At 47.8% G+C, this 16267-nt stretch carries 15 protein-coding genes; 6 read left to right on the forward strand and 9 right to left on the reverse strand.

Going from position 1 to position 16267, the window contains the following annotated elements:
• Positions 1-17 precede the first annotated feature (17 nt).
• Together U9J37_RS18965 and nadE are read right to left on the reverse strand one after the other, a co-directional pair.
• Positions 18-566, reverse strand: a complete 549-nt coding sequence (locus U9J37_RS18965) for an MSHA operon transcriptional regulator (RefSeq protein ID WP_005470094.1) — start codon at positions 564-566, stop codon at positions 18-20.
• Between the two features lie 245 nt (positions 567-811).
• Complete coding sequence (gene nadE / locus U9J37_RS18970; protein WP_005470232.1) at positions 812-1639, reverse strand: NAD(+) synthase; 828 nt, start codon at positions 1637-1639, stop codon at positions 812-814.
• A gap of 170 nt (positions 1640-1809) precedes the next feature.
• On the opposite strand from nadE, the gene U9J37_RS18975 reads away from it, so the two are divergent.
• From U9J37_RS18975 to U9J37_RS18985, 3 genes are all read left to right on the forward strand, one after another.
• Positions 1810-2322 carry a nicotinate-nicotinamide nucleotide adenylyltransferase gene (locus U9J37_RS18975; protein WP_005470140.1) on the forward strand — a complete coding sequence of 171 codons (513 nt, stop codon included), beginning with the start codon at positions 1810-1812 and terminating at the stop codon, positions 2320-2322.
• 29 nt (positions 2323-2351) lie between these two features.
• Positions 2352-2840, forward strand: a complete 489-nt coding sequence (locus U9J37_RS18980) for a hypothetical protein (protein ID WP_005469979.1) — start codon at positions 2352-2354, stop codon at positions 2838-2840.
• 140 nt (positions 2841-2980) lie between these two features.
• Positions 2981-3793, forward strand: a complete 813-nt coding sequence (locus U9J37_RS18985) for a substrate-binding periplasmic protein (RefSeq protein ID WP_005469924.1) — start codon at positions 2981-2983, stop codon at positions 3791-3793.
• A 21-nt stretch (positions 3794-3814) separates the two neighbouring features.
• Here U9J37_RS18985 and U9J37_RS18990 read toward each other — a convergent pair whose 3' ends face one another.
• Entirely contained in the window at positions 3815-5503 is a 1689-nt protein-coding gene (locus U9J37_RS18990; protein ID WP_005470049.1) for an ABC transporter substrate-binding protein, read from the reverse strand.
• Positions 5504-5594: 91 nt separating this feature from the next.
• Between U9J37_RS18990 and U9J37_RS18995 the strand changes: the two genes are divergently transcribed.
• Positions 5595-6809, forward strand: a complete 1215-nt coding sequence (locus U9J37_RS18995; protein ID WP_005470073.1) for an MFS transporter — start codon at positions 5595-5597, stop codon at positions 6807-6809.
• 68 nt (positions 6810-6877) lie between these two features.
• Here the strand turns inward: U9J37_RS18995 and U9J37_RS19000 are convergent, their stop codons facing one another.
• Positions 6878-7765, reverse strand: coding sequence for a LysR substrate-binding domain-containing protein (locus U9J37_RS19000; RefSeq protein ID WP_005470203.1), 888 nt, complete (start codon positions 7763-7765; stop codon positions 6878-6880).
• An 89-nt stretch (positions 7766-7854) separates the two neighbouring features.
• Here U9J37_RS19000 and U9J37_RS19005 point away from each other — a divergent pair, with 89 nt between their 5' ends.
• Positions 7855-8781 carry a DMT family transporter gene (locus tag U9J37_RS19005; protein WP_043886581.1) on the forward strand — a complete coding sequence of 309 codons (927 nt, stop codon included), beginning with the start codon at positions 7855-7857 and terminating at the stop codon, positions 8779-8781.
• A 16-nt stretch (positions 8782-8797) separates the two neighbouring features.
• On the opposite strand, the gene U9J37_RS19010 is transcribed toward U9J37_RS19005, so the two are convergent.
• Entirely contained in the window at positions 8798-9751 is a 954-nt protein-coding gene (locus U9J37_RS19010; protein ID WP_005470088.1) for a GGDEF domain-containing protein, read from the reverse strand.
• 84 nt (positions 9752-9835) lie between these two features.
• Positions 9836-10732, reverse strand: a complete 897-nt coding sequence (locus U9J37_RS19015) for a DMT family transporter (RefSeq protein WP_005470090.1) — start codon at positions 10730-10732, stop codon at positions 9836-9838.
• A gap of 201 nt (positions 10733-10933) precedes the next feature.
• Between U9J37_RS19015 and U9J37_RS19020 the strand changes: the two genes are divergently transcribed.
• The gene (locus U9J37_RS19020) at positions 10934-12712 is read left to right on the forward strand and encodes an ABC transporter ATP-binding protein/permease (RefSeq protein WP_043886612.1); all 1779 of its coding nucleotides are present in this window, start codon (positions 10934-10936) and stop codon (positions 12710-12712) included.
• 29 nt (positions 12713-12741) lie between these two features.
• On the opposite strand, the gene U9J37_RS19025 is transcribed toward U9J37_RS19020, so the two are convergent.
• From U9J37_RS19025 to hcp, 3 genes are all read right to left on the reverse strand, one after another.
• On the reverse strand, positions 12742-13287 hold the full coding sequence (locus U9J37_RS19025; protein ID WP_039477509.1) for a glutathione peroxidase: 546 nt from the start codon (positions 13285-13287) through the stop codon (positions 12742-12744).
• Positions 13288-13453: 166 nt separating this feature from the next.
• Entirely contained in the window at positions 13454-14488 is a 1035-nt protein-coding gene (locus tag U9J37_RS19030) for an FAD-binding oxidoreductase (RefSeq protein ID WP_005469915.1), read from the reverse strand.
• A gap of 66 nt (positions 14489-14554) precedes the next feature.
• Positions 14555-16216 (reverse strand): hydroxylamine reductase, encoded by a 1662-nt coding sequence (gene hcp / locus U9J37_RS19035; RefSeq protein ID WP_005470123.1) that lies wholly within the window; start codon positions 16214-16216, stop codon positions 14555-14557.
• Positions 16217-16267 lie beyond the last annotated feature (51 nt).

The raw sequence follows: 16267 nt of genomic DNA on the forward strand, positions 1-16267 counted from the left end.
TTGGCTGCTCTGGTTAACTATACTTTCGCCTTCTTGACGAAGTAAGGATTATCGAATTTCTTTGGATTGCCCAATTCAGACATCACCAGTTTGTTCCAGAGCGCTCGGTCAAACTCGCCCTTTTCCAAAGAAGGGTAGAGGGTTTCTTGCTCTTCCAGTGCTAAACGAATGAACTGCTTTTTCTTAATTTGATTGTATTTCTTTGCCACGCGATTGTGTTTGGCAATCCACTCTTGCTTAAAAGCAACTAAGCCAGGTTCAGCAACCTCTATCGGCAGTCTAGATAAATAGATGCGTTTATAAGAGATCTTACGATCGATCATTGTGCGCATGGCCGTTTGGATGTACTTACCGTGGTGAGTAATGGAAATATCATCTTTGTCGAACAGTTTGACGCACCAGCCACTGGGGAAGTAGTCGGGTTTACGAAACTGTTTGTTGCGCACGTCGATAGCTTGGTGCATGACCAAGTCTGAGGTACCGTTGAACGTTTGTTGCCATTTGCCAATTCGAATTTGAATCGCCGTTGGCAATCGATAGATATTCGTGAACTTATCTTGATCCATAAATCAACACACTTATTACTGTCAAAAACAAGATGACGCAGCCAAGCGTTATAGCAGCATGGTAATTATTAGTTTTTAGGGACGAATTGACACTGAGCTCGGCTCATACGGCGTATTTTAGATAAAACGAATAAAAGTAGCTAGAGATAAACGTCAGCATATGGTCAGTTTGTGGGCGGCTTAACGTGACGTTGGTGTGGGGGGGGAGACAGGGCAAACTCACCATGCAAGTTTGCCCGTGTTGTTTAGTCGTAAATTGTCGGGATAGGCTGACGTTTGTGTTGAGTCACTTTGTAGATATGAACCAAGCGCTGCGTCACTTCTTCAGAAACCGGCTTTCCTTCAAGGAAGTCATCGATTTGATCGTAAGTAAGATTTAACGCATCCTCATCCGCTTTTTGAGGGGCTAGCTCTTCAAGGTCAGCGGTTGGCACTTTCTTAACCAGCAACTCAGGCGCGCCCAATGTTGCTGCCACTTCACGTACTTGACGTTTACTTAAGCCAAAAAGCGGGGCCAAATCGCACGCGCCGTCACCAAACTTAGTGTAAAAACCCGTAATGTTTTCCGCTGAGTGGTCCGTGCCCAATACCAGCCCGCCGACGTACCCAGCGATTTCGTATTGCGCGACCATGCGAGCGCGCGCTTTTACATTCCCTTTTACAAAGTCGATTTTGGCAGCATCTTCAGGAACTAGGCCTGTGCCTTCAAGCGCGGTATTGGTTGCTGCGTGAATGCCATCAACGCCTTGTTTGATGTTTACCGAGACGGAATGTGTTGGCTGAATGAAGCCTAACGCCAATTGCGCTTCGTCTTCATCTTTTTGTTCGCCGTATGGGAGACGAACAGCGATGAACTGGTAGCCACCGTCGGTTTCTTCATTGAGTTGGTTGACCGCAAGCTGCGCCAGACGACCACATGTAGTAGAGTCAACGCCACCGCTGATACCAAGGACAAGGGATTTGCATCCTGCTTCCTGCAATTTGCGTTTGATAAAGTCGACACGACGCGTAATTTCAAATTGAGGGTCAATCGATGGCAGTACGCGCATCTCGTCGCGAATCAACTGTTCCATTCTGTTTCCTTCCTGCAAGCAATAAAGTTAAAATTTGTCATCATACTAAGTCATCTTAAGAGATGAACTTTTTGATAAAGTAATCTCGTAAGATGACAGACTGACATGATACCTAAATACAACTAATAGAAAACTGTGATCACAGTTTTCAGCATAAAATAAGGGAAAAAATGAGCAAAATTGCAGTTTTTGGCAGTGCGTTTAATCCACCAAGTTTAGGTCACAAAAGTGTTATCGAGTCATTAACCCACTTCGACAAAGTGCTGTTACTGCCGAGTATTGCCCATGCTTGGGGAAAAGAGATGTTGGATTACGCCATACGCTGTGAGTTGGTGGATACGTTTATTGAGGATTTAGCGCTAGAGAATGTTGAACGCTCCGACATCGAAGAGCAGTTATTCCTACCGGGAAAAAGCGTGACTACCTTTGCAGTTTTAGAGGCACTTGAAAAAAGGTACGAAAATTGCGAGCTAACGTTTGTCATGGGGCCTGACAATCTTTTGAATTTTGCTAAGTTCTACAATGCTGACAAAATACTCAGTCGCTGGACAGTAATGGCATGCCCCGAAAAGGTAAAAGTGCGAAGCACGGACATTCGTGACGGCATTAAGGCGGGAGAGGATATTTCGTCATTGACCACTAAGAGAGTGTGGCAAAAGTTGGCCGAATCTGGGTATTATTAAGGCTGTTATACGATATATTTGAGGTGTGAATGAATGCGGTAAGAGCGATTGGTCTGGTAAGTTTGCTGACTGCTTCTGCACAGGCATGCGAGATGTATGAGACGAAACAGTTCGAGGAGTCGGTGATGTTTCACTCTCCCTCTGGCGTGTGTTTTTCGCTTCTTGAAGGCATTGAGTATACGGCCAATAAGTTCGACGATTTTTTATATATTGTCGATTTCGATGATGATCAAGGCTATGACACCTATTGGGACGATTGGGTGTTAAAAAGCGAAACCAATCCGATTCTCACACGCGCCCTTTCCTCAAACTATGTGGGTGTTGGTGTTTGGGTACCGACTGAACTCGAAAATCGATTGCACGCCATGGATACCGAAGAGTGGATACTGAGCCACGGTCTGCTTCTTAGCGTCGGGTTTGGCAAAAAGAGTGCAGGAGAGCCAAGAATGCGGCTCGATTACCGCTGGCATGACAAATATGATGGCGATGTAATGATGCAAATTGAATTGCCGTTTTAGTCAAAGCGACCTAGCAAAAAATCACCAACAGCTCGACTTCCAATCGTTGAAGTGGTTAGACCTATTGATAATTGGCATACTTAATTTGCTCCTTTATAGTGCAAACATAATGATAATAATCTTATAAATTATGTTGGCTTATGTTTGGTTTGGTTCGCTCTCTATTTTTTCAAATAAGCACGCTGTTAAGTGCGACTTTACTCAGTGCTTCTGCGTTTGCAGATCCTGTTCATTTGAACCTCTACACACAAGAATTCCCTCCTCTACAAGTTAAGGTACAAGGCCGCCCTGAGGGGTACGTGACCAATTTTGTACAAGCCCTCGTCCGTGACGCTTCTCAATCAATCCCAATGCAGATTGCACAAGTCCATTTTATGCCTTGGAAGCGGGCGATTCGTATGACGCAGATGTATGAAAACAATCTCTTTTTCTCAATATCTCGCACTCCGGAGCGTGAGCATGAGTATCAATGGATTGGTGAGGTGTCGCCCTACGAAGTGGCGCTGTATCGCTACAAAGATGGCCCCAGCGTGGCACCTAAGACGCTAAAAGAGCTGCGTAATTTCCGCTTTGGCGTCCAAGCTGAGAGCTCTTTTGAAGAGCTTTTGGATAAGTTCAACATAACCAACACCATCCAAGTTGGACAGGGTAAAGATGTGCTTCGTTTACTTAGGGCGAATAGAGTCGACTTTGCGCCCCTAGTCACCGTGAGTTACCCATACCGAATGGCGCAGTATGGACTCAACCCAGACGACTTTGTTGAGGTCATGAAAGTGCGCCAGTTATGCAAAGAGCTTTGGTTGGTGACGGGCAATAAAACATCACCAGCAGTCGTCAGTGCGCTGAAAAACAGTTACCAAAAGCTAAGAAGCGCTGGGGTAAGAGAAAAGTTGATAGCACAATACCAACCCGACAGTGAAGTAATGGCTCGTTACCAACAGCGCTCCAAATAGCCCATCCTATCCACTCTGTAATCACATAGTGACTTGGTTAAAGTCTATCCAGCCGTTGGCTAACAGCTCCGGTGCGCTAACGGTGTCAGAGATGTTGAGATCTTGCTTAACATGGTAGAGAGGTTGATAAATGCCCCGTGTGATGAGTTTTGTTTCTAAGGCGGCAAAGCCACTCAGTCGCCCGCGGAGCGTAGGTCGAGACATTATCTGCACCACCTGCTTATCGCGCCATGCTTTGTCTTTCTGATTGAGACACGCCTCGTTAGAGTTGGTTGAGAGTATCCAACCCAGCCAAGACATCTCGAAGTCTTCGCCGAATACTTCACCAGTAATAAGAATATCCGCATCAGCGAGCGTTTTTTCACAGTTAAACTCTGGATATTCCAATATCTTTAACTCACACCTGAGACCAAAAGATTTGAACGTTTTTACCACTTGGTTACTTACAGCGATGTGTGTCGCGAGTTGGTAAGTCATGATAATCAGTGGCTTGCTTGGTAGTGGGGTATTCCAATGCTGAACCTTGTCTTCGCGGTGTATCGTTTGTTCACTTGGTTGTGAAAGCATGCCCTGCGCTTGGGCAATTTCTTCGCACTGTTCGTCGTTTGGTGGGCTCATCGTCACAAGAATGGATTGCAACCATTGACGGTGTTGGCGGCGCAACATCCAAGGGTGTCGGTAAGGGTTGAGCATGGCGTGTACACAGCCTCGCTCCCATTGATGGTGCTGAGTAAAACCGTGGCGGCTCTTTTTCAGGTGGCTGCCATGAACGACGTCGCTGTTTAGCTCAAAATCTGTGGCCTTGTCACCGATGTTCCAAATTTCAATCCCATCAATCCAAGGGCGATATCCATGGTAGCGAGGGTTGGCTTTGAGGCTTGTCAGCCATTTTGTTTGCTGCGTGAGGATAAACGGTCCACTTCCGATCAGGCGTCCTTGCTCTTGTTTACAGATACCCATGGCACCTTTGGCAAGCAGCTTAGGTAACAATGAAGGAAGAGAAAGGCTAACAAATCTCAGTGAATATGGACCAGTCACCGAAACACGATCGATGAAGCGATACATCTGTTTCGAGATGGAGTCTGACGCCATCAAACGATCATAGTGGGCTTTGATGTCTTGTGCTAACAAGGGACTGCCATCATGAAAACAGAGCCCTTTACGCAGGGTAATACGTAGGGAATTGCCGTCCAATGTCCACGAATGAGCAAGATCGCCTTGATAGCCGCCTTCAGTGTCGCTGGCTTTAAGTAACGTGGCATAAAGGTGATCGGCGATGTGCTGCTCGGTGCGGCGGTTTATTCCAATGGGATCCAAATCGTGTGTCCCGCGATAAAACGGAATCTTGAGCACATGGTGGTCTGATTGGACGGTTTGATAGCGTTCTAGGTACTCACTCAGAAACTGATTTCGTTTCGCTAGGCTCACCAGCGTCAACGCGTCTTCCACTTTACCTTGCTCAATCAAATGTAATGCGTGACGAGTTAGCCGCTCCTCAAGCATTTTTAGTCGGCGTGAAACAGGTAAGTTACCTCTGCCGATGCCAGGTTTCCATTCAATGATCTCCTCTTTAATCAGTCGTTTAATAAGGAGCTGGGCGTTGCGGCGAGTGCATCCCATTGCTTGACTAAAATGATCGAGCGAAACGGGTTGCCAATCTGTTTGAGACAGGTGTTCCTGACAAAAAGCAAGAGCCTTCCAATAGCGCATAAAGGTGAAATCCTGTTTAGATATTTCTATTTTTCTTCATCTTTTCTCGGCAAATAATAGCGCAGTCAGTTGAAGAAAAAAGGAACGAAACATGGATACGTTAACTGCAGCACGACGTGGGTCTATTTGGCGCAATCGCTCATTTCAAATTCTCTTTGCCAGCACGCTGTTTGTCGCGTTTAGTGCGCAGGTCTACAATCTCGCCATGCCGCTTTTAGTGTATGAGCTTACTCAATCATCTGAAGTGATGGGCTGGATGCGTGCGGTCGAGTTTATGCCAAATCTGGTGTTGGCTCTATTTATTGGCGTTTGGGTGGATAGGGTCAACAAGAAGAAGTGGTCTCAAGTGATGCTGTTTGGTCAAGCCGCGATGGTGTTGACGTCTTACTTGGCGGTGGAATGGATGGCCAATCCTCTTTGGATCCTGTTCCCGTCGGCGTTTTTTATGATGGCGTTTAACTACGGGTACCACAACGCACGTATGTCGATGATGAAAAGAGCGTTGGCCCCAGAAACACAGAATACGGCCATTGCGAGAATGAGCTCACTCAATAGCTTTATGGAGACGGTAGGACCTGTCCTATCTGGCGCTTTAATGTTGATGTCGGCGATCCACAATGTCTTTATTGGTGTCGGGGTGATGCTGCTGCTTGCCTATTGGCAGTTAGAAAGATTGGACTACTCTGCGTCATCTTCAGTCCATCACCAGCCGGTGTTTTCAGCGCTAAAAGAGGGCTGGAAAATCTTAAGAGCAGAGCAAAATATGTGGACCATTACGTTGGCCGTGATGGTGATCAATACCACGGGCGCCGTGTTTTGGATTCAAGCGATTTACTATGCCAAAGCTGAACTTGCACTGAATGCGGTGGAAGTAAGCTATTTGATTGCTGCGTCTGGAATTGGCGGGCTAGTCGGATCATTTAGCGCCGATAAAGTCAGGCAGCGATTGGGATTGGGCTGGTTGTTAATTGCGTCGATAGCGCTAGAAGCAATAGGTTTTGTCATCCCGCTCTTTTTGCCGAATGTGGTGAGCTTGGCAATCTCGTTCTTTTGGATTTCAGCAATTGGTTTGTACAGCAGTATCTGTATATGGAGTTACCGCCAAGAGGCTTTTGATGAGCAATACCTTGGCCGCGTAACGGGGTTAACTGGCTCGCTGTTTAAGCTGTTGATGCCTATTGGATTGGCCAGTTCGGGGTACATTGCATCCGCTGTGGGCGTTGAGTGGTTGTTTGTGGTCTGCTTCGTTGTTCAGTTATTGGTGGCGATGACGCTCATGTTTACTGGCGTCAGAGCCGTTCGTTAGCGAGCTATCAGGCTACTCGGTAGGATTTATTCGGGTTAAGCGAGCGTTAACCCTGACCAGATGTCCCGCTACAAGGAAAACTCGTCTCGCAACCAACGTCTGAGTAGGAGTACGTGTTCATTTTTCAGTTTGTCTGGCGAGCAAGCAAAGTAGAAATCTTGATGCGGGTTGAGTACGGGTTCCGCTACCTCGACAAGCGATCCATGCTCAACATCATCGCGAATGAACTGCCTATGGGTGACGAACACTCCGAGACGCCGAATCGTCGCTTGCACGGCTTGTACTGAGGCAGTGAAGCTCAGATTGTAAGTGCTATCCGGAATAGGCAGCTGGTGATGCTCGCACCAGACTTGCCAGTCATGCTTGCGTCGTTCATTTGCGGCGATGATCGCAGGGTAGTGAGCGAGCAGCGCTTGCGGCGTCGAGGCTTTTTCGAGTAGTTCAGGGCTCGCAACCATAACGAGCTCATCTTCTGCCAACTTCTCACAGTAATAGTCTTGCCATTCATCGGTTTTGCCGTGGATGATCGCCACATCGACCCCTTCATATTCCATGGCAAAGCTGCCCGTTAAGGTAGAAATACGAATGTCGAGCTGAGGCGCAAACTCATTGAGTCGACCTACTCGCGGTATCCACCAATGCATAGCGAGCGAGTTGACCATATTGAGTGTTAAGCGATGGCTTTGTTTGTCGGCGATCATCTCTTGAGTCGCGTTGACGATTTGCTCAAGAGCTGGCGCTACCTGCTTATAATATTTGCGTCCGCTGGCGTTTAGCACCACATTTCTGCCCACCCGTTGAAACAGCAGCTGACCAAGTTGGCTCTCGAGGGATTTGATCGCTTGGCTCACGGCAGAGTGGCTTACGCTAAGAGCTTGGGCGGCTTCGGTCATGCTGCCAGACTCAGCAACAGCGACAAACGAGTAAAGAGATTTGAGTGGAGCGTATTTTTTCATCTGTTAGTTTTTCTTACCGATAATGTAATTATTACGCGATTTTTATTGCTGCTGATCAGACATACACTGAGCGTCAATCGGGAGGAGTTATGTCTAATCAGTTGTACCCAATAATATTTATGTTGTTATCAACGTTCAGTTTGTCATTAACTGGGCTGTTTTCCAAATTTCTTAGTCAGCAGTTAGAGCCAAGTCTGCTTGGTTTCTTGCGATTTTTTCTGCCAATGAGTTTACTTTTAGTGTTTGTCGCGTTGCCCAAAATTCGCATTCCGGAGCGTCGCTTGATGAAGCCATTTTGGCTACGCGCGGTCTGTATTGGTCTTTGTCAGATCTGTTTTATCTACTCACTAAAGCACCTTTCTTTGGTAGAAAGTGTGGTCCTGTTTAGCACCGGCCCCATGTTTATTCCACTGTTAGAAAAATTAATCTTTTCGACTCGAGTGCGCCCCCTTAGCATTTTAGGGTTAGTGATAACGTTTATCGGTGTGCTATTGCTGGCGGGTGATGTATCCAACTTATCGCTGCGAATAGAGTTGTTGGTCGGATTAGCCGCTGGTTTTTTTAATGCTGGATCGCAGTTGGCTTTGTATCGGTCGAGCAAAACCGATCTCAATCCATTTGAAATCAATTTCTGGACCTTCCTTTTTGCCTCGGTCGTGCTGCTGCCGTTTGTCGGAGTGAGTGCGCTGCAGCAACCAGAGTGGATAGTGAGTGAGTCGAGCAGTCTGATGTTGTTGGTTGCGGTATTGCTTGCCTTAGCTGCTCTTATCATCAATACCCAAGTGTTTCGTTCCAAAGCATACAAATTGGCGGAGTCGAACTCTCAGCTCGCGCCGCTCATCTACACCAATTTATTGTTTACTGCGCTTTGGCAGTGGCTGTTTTTTGATGACAGCTATGAGTCGATTCAGTTGCTTGGTCTAGGCTTGATTGTGTTGGCGAATGTGTTGTGCGCCTTCATTCCCAAATGGGTAAAGGCGATTGAGCGACTTAGAATGAATCACAACCTTCGTTAGATTGCCTGTATGGCGTTCACAGGTGTATTCGTGCAACGCCATTCTTGCCATTTTGTTTGATGCTGTACATCGCTTGGTCAGAGGCGACATAGAGCGCTTCAAAGTCGTAAGATTGTGGGGTGAAATGACAAATACCAATGCTGAACCCAACTTTCGCTGAGCCATTATCCAGTTGAATTGGTTGTTGAGATTGGCTTAGCAAGTCGTCAGTAAAGCGGTCGATGCTCTGCGGAGAATCTTCATGGCAAAGTAAGACAAACTCATCACCACCAAGACGAGCAATGAAGGCGTCTTTCGGTGCAAAATCTTTCAACCAAGCGCTGATTTGCATGAGAACCAAATCGCCCGCTTTGTGACCTAAATTGTCATTAACGGTTTTGAAATCATCCAAATCAATAAAAATCAGCGCAGAAGGGCGGTGTGGGTATCGCTTTGCGTAGTCGGCAAAATGCGACGTCAATGCTTGGCGATTGAATAGCCCAGTGAGTGGATCTTCAGAAGCCAACCGAGCCAGTTCTTCTTCGTAACGCTTTTCATTGGTAATGTCGATGTGTGTGCCCATGATCCGAAGTGGGGAGCCGTTGTCATCATATTCAACGATTCGGCCACGATCCGATACCCAACTGTGGGTACCGTCTTTGTGAAGCATGCGGTGCACAACTTGATAAGCGTCCGCCTCACCCCTTAAATGGGCTTCGAAAGCGCCTACGGCAAGATCGTAGTCATCTGGGTGCAGTTTGCTTTTCCATACTTCAACGGTCGCTTCTAGCTCATGTGGCTGGTAACCGAGCATCTTGCCCCATTCCATATTAAAGATGCGCAGTTGCCCCGTCGGAACATGCTGCTCCCAAAGGCACAATCCGGTGCCATCTAAGGCGGCATTGAGCTTCTCTTCTAGGCGGCGGTTGTTTTCTTCAAGCTCAGCAATGCGGTCTTTGAGCTTTGCGATGGTCGTTTCGTGCTCTTCCATGAGTTTCGACTTATCGTTGTGGCTGATACAAGGTTAGTCTGCCATAACTCAGACTACGATGACTAGACTCTAGTTTCGCTCTGATTAACGCGGGCGCACAGGGAGAAGCTGTTTACCAAAGACATTGATCAGCGCGCCCGTTACAATCAATCCACCGCCCATATAGGTCCAAATCGACGGGATTTCGTTAAACAGCGTTACGCCGATCAAGGTTGAAAAGACGATTTGCACATAGGAGTAGGCAGACGCTTGTCCTGCGGCTTGAGTCTGCATCGCTTTGGTTAAACCGTATTGACCAATTTGGGTAAAGACCCCAACCAATACCAGCATCATTGTGATGAACAGGCTTGGCATGACAAAGTCGTTCCACATCAGTGCGATGGAGGTGGGCAGCGCCACCATAGGGAAGTAGAAAATGATGACAGAGCTGTCTTCTGTGTGGCTCAGTTTTCGAACCACCACATAGGCGATCGAGCTTCCCAGCGCACCTAGCAACGCCATCATCACGCTGAACAACGGTAACTCTTGCGTTGCGTTATTGGCCATACTGGGTTGCACCATTAAACCTAATCCTGCTAAGCAGAGCGCAATGCAGATAAGTGTCGCGATTTGAATCCGTTCTTTGAGGAATAAAAGCCCGAGCAGCGCCGTAAATACTGGGTGAACATACTGCAATATGGTTGCTTCTGCTAAGGGTAAGGTAGTTACGGAGTAATAAACGCACATCAACGCCAGCGTGCCCACGGCGCCACGCAAGAACAGCAAAGGCTTATTATTGCCCCAAATGGATAGTCGCTTACGTTTAATATCGATGTAGCTAATGACGAGAGAAACTAATGCCCTTGCCGCAACAATTTCAAACAGAGGAATGCCATGCACGCTAACGTATTTCACGCAGGCTGACATCAGGGCAAAACCCAGTGCAGACAACAGCATGAAGCGAACCCCGACAGGGATAACTGGAGTGAATGTAGTAGGCATTCTTATTCTCAACGTTCTCAATTAAGTTGGCTATGATACGGCAAGCTGAGGTGATGTAAACTATACGCTTGTAGCGGATATCGTGTGGTGTCACTCGCAAGGTTTGTTGATATGTGATGCCAAGTGATAAGCTGAGTAAAGAACAAGGTCCGAACAACTAAGAGGTTGAATCCTGTGCAGAGCCAAACCCCATCCTCTTCCTTGCCAGCAGAGTCCGCTGCTGTTGATGGGAAGTCCAAAAATCTGGCGATCCTCCTCGAATTGGTCACCTTCATCAAACCCTACAAACTCAAAGTGGCGGCGGCGCTTTTGGCGTTGATTTTTACCGCGTCACTCACCTTGTCGGTCGGCTATGGCGTTCGTATCTTGATTGACCAAGGATTTGCCCAGCAGTCAGCGCAGGAGTTAACAGGGGCGATTCAGTTTATCTTGACCATCACAATACTCATCTCGATTGGCACCTTTTTTCGCTTCTACTTGGTCTCATCGGTTGGGGAGCGAGTGAGCGCAGACATTCGCTTGGCTGTGTTCAATCATGTGATTGGTCTTCATCCGAGTTATTTTGAAACCAACGGCAGCGGCGACATTATGTCGCGCTTAACCACGGATACCACCTTGTTACAAAGCATCATTGGATCGTCGTTTTCAATGGCGATGCGCAGCGCTTTGATGTGTATTGGTGCGGTGATCATGTTGTTTGCCACCAACGTCAAGTTGACTTTAATTGTTTTGGCATCCGTTCCTTTCGTGTTGGTCCCGATTCTTTTCTATGGTCGTCGTGTGCGGGCGTTGTCGCGTCAGAGCCAAGATTCCATGTCTGACGTTGGCAGTTACGCCGGTGAAGCCATAGAGCACATTAAGACGGTGCAAAGTTACAGTTATGAGAACCACGAACAGCGGGCGTTTTCCAAAGAAGTAGAGCGTGCTTACGATATTGGCCGACGTCGAGTAAAGCAGCGCGCGATATTGATATCGGGCGTTATTGTCATCGTGTTTAGTGCGATTGCGGGAATGCTCTGGGTTGGCGGTAACGACGTGATTGAAGGAACGATGTCGGCGGGGGATCTGGGTGCATTTGTATTCTATGCCATTATGGTTGCTTCGTCGGTGGCGACGATTTCTGAGGTTCTTGGCGAGCTACAACGCGCCGCGGGAGCGACAGAACGCTTGATCGAAATCTTGCATGTTGAAAGTCATATTGCGCCGCCAAACGGTCAGGTACATGACATCGAAGGCTTATCGAGCCAAGTGGCTTTTGAGAATGTGACGTTTCACTATCCATCAAGACCGCAACACCCAGCGATTGAGCAACTCAACCTTGTTGCCAGTGAGGGCAAAGTGTTGGCCTTGGTTGGACCGTCAGGAGCAGGGAAAACCACCCTATTTGAGTTGTTGCAGCGGTTTTATGACCCGAGCGAGGGCAATGTGACGCTAGGAGGTGTGGATGTGCGCTGTTTTGACCCGAGTGCACTTCGCCAACAGATGGCGTTGGTGCCTCAACAACCTGCCTTGTTTAGCCACGATGTGATGCACAATATACGTTACGGCAACCCAGATGCGACAGACGAGCAGGTGATCGAAGCGGCGAAAAAAGCTCACGCTCATGACTTTATTACCAAGCTACCGGAAGGTTACGCCAGTTTTCTCGGCGAGCGAGGCGTTCGTCTTTCGGGAGGGCAAAAACAGCGGATTGCCATTGCTCGTGCGATCTTAAAGGATCCGGCGATTTTGCTTCTCGATGAGGCAACTAGCGCTCTTGATAGCGAAAGTGAACACCACGTTCAACAAGCGCTTGAGCAGTTAATGAAAGGGCGCACGACCATTATTATTGCTCACCGACTCTCCACCATCCAACACGCCGATCAAATTGCCGTATTGGATCAAGGGCGCCTTGTCGATATTGGCCGTCATAATGATTTGATGCAAAGCTGTGAGCTCTACCAAAGGCTGGTGGAGCTCCAGTTCAAATCTATTCACTAATCGGGAAGGGCTCAGCAAACTGAGCCCGTTTAAAGATGCTTTTCTATGGTTTGAGTGAGAGCAGGGCTCATTGGCAGTGTTGAGCTCGGGAATGTTGCCACGACATCACCTTTTGCATCGATCAAGTATTTGTAGAAGTTCCAACGAGGCTCAACGCCCGCTTGCTCGCTTATCTTGGTAAACACGTGGTTAGCCGATGCCCCTTTTATTGAACTTCTCGCCATCATTGGAAATGTCACACCATAATCGAGGTAACACACTTTGGCGGTATTCTCTTCACTGCCACGGTCTTGTTTGAAATCATTTGACGGAAACCCTATCACCGCAAAGTTGCTGTCTTTATAAGTCTGATGCAGCTGTTCGAGTTGAGCATATTGAGAGGTAAACCCGCATTGGCTTGCGGTGTTGACGACCAGCAAGGTTTTGCCTTTGAACTCCTCACAGAGGTCGATGGTTTGATTCGAGTTGAGCAGCCTTTGCTTTGAATTAAGCAACTCTGGGCAACTGGCAGACTGAGCGGCCAGACTCCATGTTAAAGCCAGAGGTGTAGCCAACAAAATCCATGTCGTTTTCATTGCGGTCATCCTTATTTATCAGTATTTACATTGTTACTGATTTCACCGCGTTACGATCATCAAACTGGGGGATTTTGTCTACAAATGCGCTTACGTAAGCGCCTAACTCGTGGCTAAGCCGCACTAAAGAGCAATGAAAGCGAGAGCCTGTCTCGCTTTCGGCAGGTTATACCAGCTCAACTTCGACATCGCTTTCTATTTGGCTAGAGCAGGCAAGAGTATAGCCGCTGGCGAGATCTTCCTCTGACAAGGTTTCGGTACTGGTGCGCGATACCGTCCCTTTGGTTACCTTGCATTTACAAGAACCACACATGCCACTTCGACAGGCGATGATGATAGGTACGCCGTTTTCCTCCAATACATCGGCTAACGTCGAGCCTTGAGCGACCTCTACCGTGACACCAAATGCGGGAACCTCTACATGTACTGCGGCACACGATGTTTCGTTTTGCTTGGATTCAATTGGTGTAAAGCTCTCTTGGTGGAAATGCCCATCTTCGACCCCTAGAGCGCGGCTGTGCGATTCCATGTCTTGCATAAACTGCGTTGGCCCGCATAAGTAGACAGTGCGCTCGGCAATATCAGGGCACAATGTGTTCAACCATGCTTTGTCTAATCGCCCCTGTGGGTGCCTCGTTCCTGCATTGTCTTTGAGGAGTAGCTTTAGGTGGAAGTTAGAGTGAGCCGCGGCCATCGATTCAAGTTGGTCAAAGTAGATCGTCTGGGCGGCACTTTTTGCCATATGGATAAAGACGATATCAATGTCGGCTTTGTCTCGCAGCCAAGTGGAAGCCATCGACATGACCGGGGTAATACCACAGCCAGCGCTGATCAGCGTGACCTTTTGTTTTGGAGGACAATCAATACTGTTAAATGGTCCCGTTGGCGCAAGCACCGCCACTGTATCCCCACAGTTAAAGTGATCGACAATGTGGCTTGAGACTAAACCGCCGTCAACTCTTTTTACAGTCAGTTTTAGGTGAGCATCGCCGGGCGTAGAAGCAATCGAATACGCTCTGTATTCCATCTTTCCGTTGAGTTCAAACCCAAGCGACACAAACTGACCGGGTTTGAAGTTGCTGAAATGAAGATGGCTCGCGTCGGCTGCAACGAGCGTGATGCTGACAGCATCGTCAGTCTCTTGCCATTTGTCACTGCAACGCATTGTCGCAGCTTGATTATTTTGCCATTCAATAAACATCTGATTTCTCTTAGAAGTGAACCCCAACAGCTCGCGAAACGCTTTCTGCTGGGGTTTAGCAAATGATTAAGCCGCTAAGATGGTTTTTAGGTCGTCTTCAACATTGCCAATGCTGCGCATGTCGAATTTCTCTTGGATGATGGCCAATAGGTTATCGGTTAAGAATGCCGGCGCAGTTGGGCCTGTGTAAATCCCTTTCACGCCAAGCGCGAACAGCGTAAGCAAGATGACAATCGCTTTTTGCTCAAACCAAGATAGAACCAAGGTTAACGGCAGCTCATTGATGTCACAATCGAACTCTTTTGAAAGCGCCAACGCTAGCTGAATAGCAGAGTAGGCATCGTTACATTGACCCACATCGAGTAGGCGAGGAATACCGTTAATGTCACCAAACTGATTCTTGTTAAAACGGAACTTACCACAGGCAAGGGTCAGGATTACGCTGTCTTCAGGTGCCGCAGCCGTAAAGTCGGTGTAGTAACTACGCTCGGACTTGTCACCGTCACAACCGCCGACAAGGAAGAAGTGCTTGATGTTGCCAGCTTTGACTTCTTCAACCACCGCAGGCGCTGCTTGCATTAGGGCGTTGCGACCAAAACCGACCGTAATCATGTGCTCAATTTCATCATGCTGGAAGCCATCTTGTGCCAGAGCGCACTCAATCACTTGGCTAAAATCATCTCCTTCGATGTGAGCCACACCCGGCCAGCCGACAATGCTACGCGTAAAGAGGCGATCGGCGTATTGACCGACGTTCGGGTTAAGCAGGCAGTTTGATGTCATGACAATAGCACCAGGGAAGTTAGCGAACTCCTTCTGCTGGTTTTGCCACGCACTGCCGTAGTTACCCACAAGGTGAGAGTATTTCTTAAGCTCAGGATAGCCGTGCGCTGGAAGCATTTCACCGTTGGTGTAGACGTTGATGCCTTTGTCTTCAGTTTGTTGAAGGATTTTCTCTAGGTCGTGTAGGTCGTGACCCGAAACTAGGATTGCTTTACCTTTGACTGGCTTAACGTTAACGGCAGTAGGCTCTGGATGACCAAAGGTTTTTGTTTCACCGTGATCGAGCATCTCCATCACTTTGTAGTTCATAAGGCCGATTTGCATTGAACATTCAAGAAGCGCATTAAGATCTTCTGGGTCAGTCCCTAACCATGCCATGATTTGGTGGTATTCCGCATAGATGTCATCACTGGTTTGCTCTAGTACGCGCGCATGTTCCATGTACGCAGCCGCGCCTTTTAGACCATATAAGCAAAGCAGGCGAAGGCCAATCACATCTTCACTGATGGTTTGGTAGCCTCGGTTCACCGCCACTTGGGGTGCGAATGCTAAGATCTCTTCTGCGCTTGCTGGGAGCTCAAAATCAGCCACAGCAGGTGCGCTTTCTAGTGCGGTGTCTGCGAGTTTTGCTGCCGCTAGGGTTTGCTCTTTTAAGCGGGCTTTGAATGTTGCAGCTTGCGCTGAGAGCTCAAGAATACGTGCTGGATCGAAGTTGACGTTGGTAAGCGTAGAAAAGAATGCGCGCGGTGCCCATTGATTGACTTCGTTGTCGATGATTGCGAATTTTTTGGCTTGCTCAGCCCAGTATGAGACACCTTGAAGGGTGTAAACCAATACGTCTTGTAGGTCAGAAACTTCTGATGTTTTTCCACACATACCCTGAGCGAAAGAACAGCCTTTCACGGTTGGGGTTTGAATAGTCTGTTCACATTGAATACAAAACATTGCGCGTCTCCAATTGCAATTGTTAGATGTTGGCGGTTCGCCTTGATATGC

Origin of the sequence: Vibrio sp. 16 (assembly GCF_963681195.1) — a bacterium.
Lineage (GTDB): Bacteria > Pseudomonadota > Gammaproteobacteria > Enterobacterales > Vibrionaceae > Vibrio > Vibrio sinaloensis_D.

Bases quoted from the DNA above. Each gene is read 5' to 3' on its own strand.
- U9J37_RS18980 (WP_005469979.1), top strand. From the start codon at position 2,352: ATGAATGCGGTAAGAGCGATTGGTCTGGTAAGTTTGCTGACTGCTTCT.
- U9J37_RS19000 (WP_005470203.1), bottom strand. From the start codon at position 7,765: ATGAAAAAATACGCTCCACTCAAATCTCTTTACTCGTTTGTCGCTGTT.
- U9J37_RS18995 (WP_005470073.1), top strand. From the start codon at position 5,595: ATGGATACGTTAACTGCAGCACGACGTGGGTCTATTTGGCGCAATCGC.
- nadE (WP_005470232.1), bottom strand. From the start codon at position 1,639: ATGGAACAGTTGATTCGCGACGAGATGCGCGTACTGCCATCGATTGAC.
- U9J37_RS18985 (WP_005469924.1), top strand. From the start codon at position 2,981: ATGTTTGGTTTGGTTCGCTCTCTATTTTTTCAAATAAGCACGCTGTTA.
- U9J37_RS18990 (WP_005470049.1), bottom strand. From the start codon at position 5,503: ATGCGCTATTGGAAGGCTCTTGCTTTTTGTCAGGAACACCTGTCTCAA.
- U9J37_RS19030 (WP_005469915.1), bottom strand. From the start codon at position 14,488: ATGTTTATTGAATGGCAAAATAATCAAGCTGCGACAATGCGTTGCAGT.
- U9J37_RS18965 (WP_005470094.1), bottom strand. From the start codon at position 566: ATGGATCAAGATAAGTTCACGAATATCTATCGATTGCCAACGGCGATT.
- U9J37_RS19005 (WP_043886581.1), top strand. From the start codon at position 7,855: ATGTCTAATCAGTTGTACCCAATAATATTTATGTTGTTATCAACGTTC.
- U9J37_RS18975 (WP_005470140.1), top strand. From the start codon at position 1,810: ATGAGCAAAATTGCAGTTTTTGGCAGTGCGTTTAATCCACCAAGTTTA.
- U9J37_RS19025 (WP_039477509.1), bottom strand. From the start codon at position 13,287: ATGAAAACGACATGGATTTTGTTGGCTACACCTCTGGCTTTAACATGG.
- U9J37_RS19015 (WP_005470090.1), bottom strand. From the start codon at position 10,732: ATGCCTACTACATTCACTCCAGTTATCCCTGTCGGGGTTCGCTTCATG.
- hcp (WP_005470123.1), bottom strand. From the start codon at position 16,216: ATGTTTTGTATTCAATGTGAACAGACTATTCAAACCCCAACCGTGAAA.
- U9J37_RS19010 (WP_005470088.1), bottom strand. From the start codon at position 9,751: ATGGAAGAGCACGAAACGACCATCGCAAAGCTCAAAGACCGCATTGCT.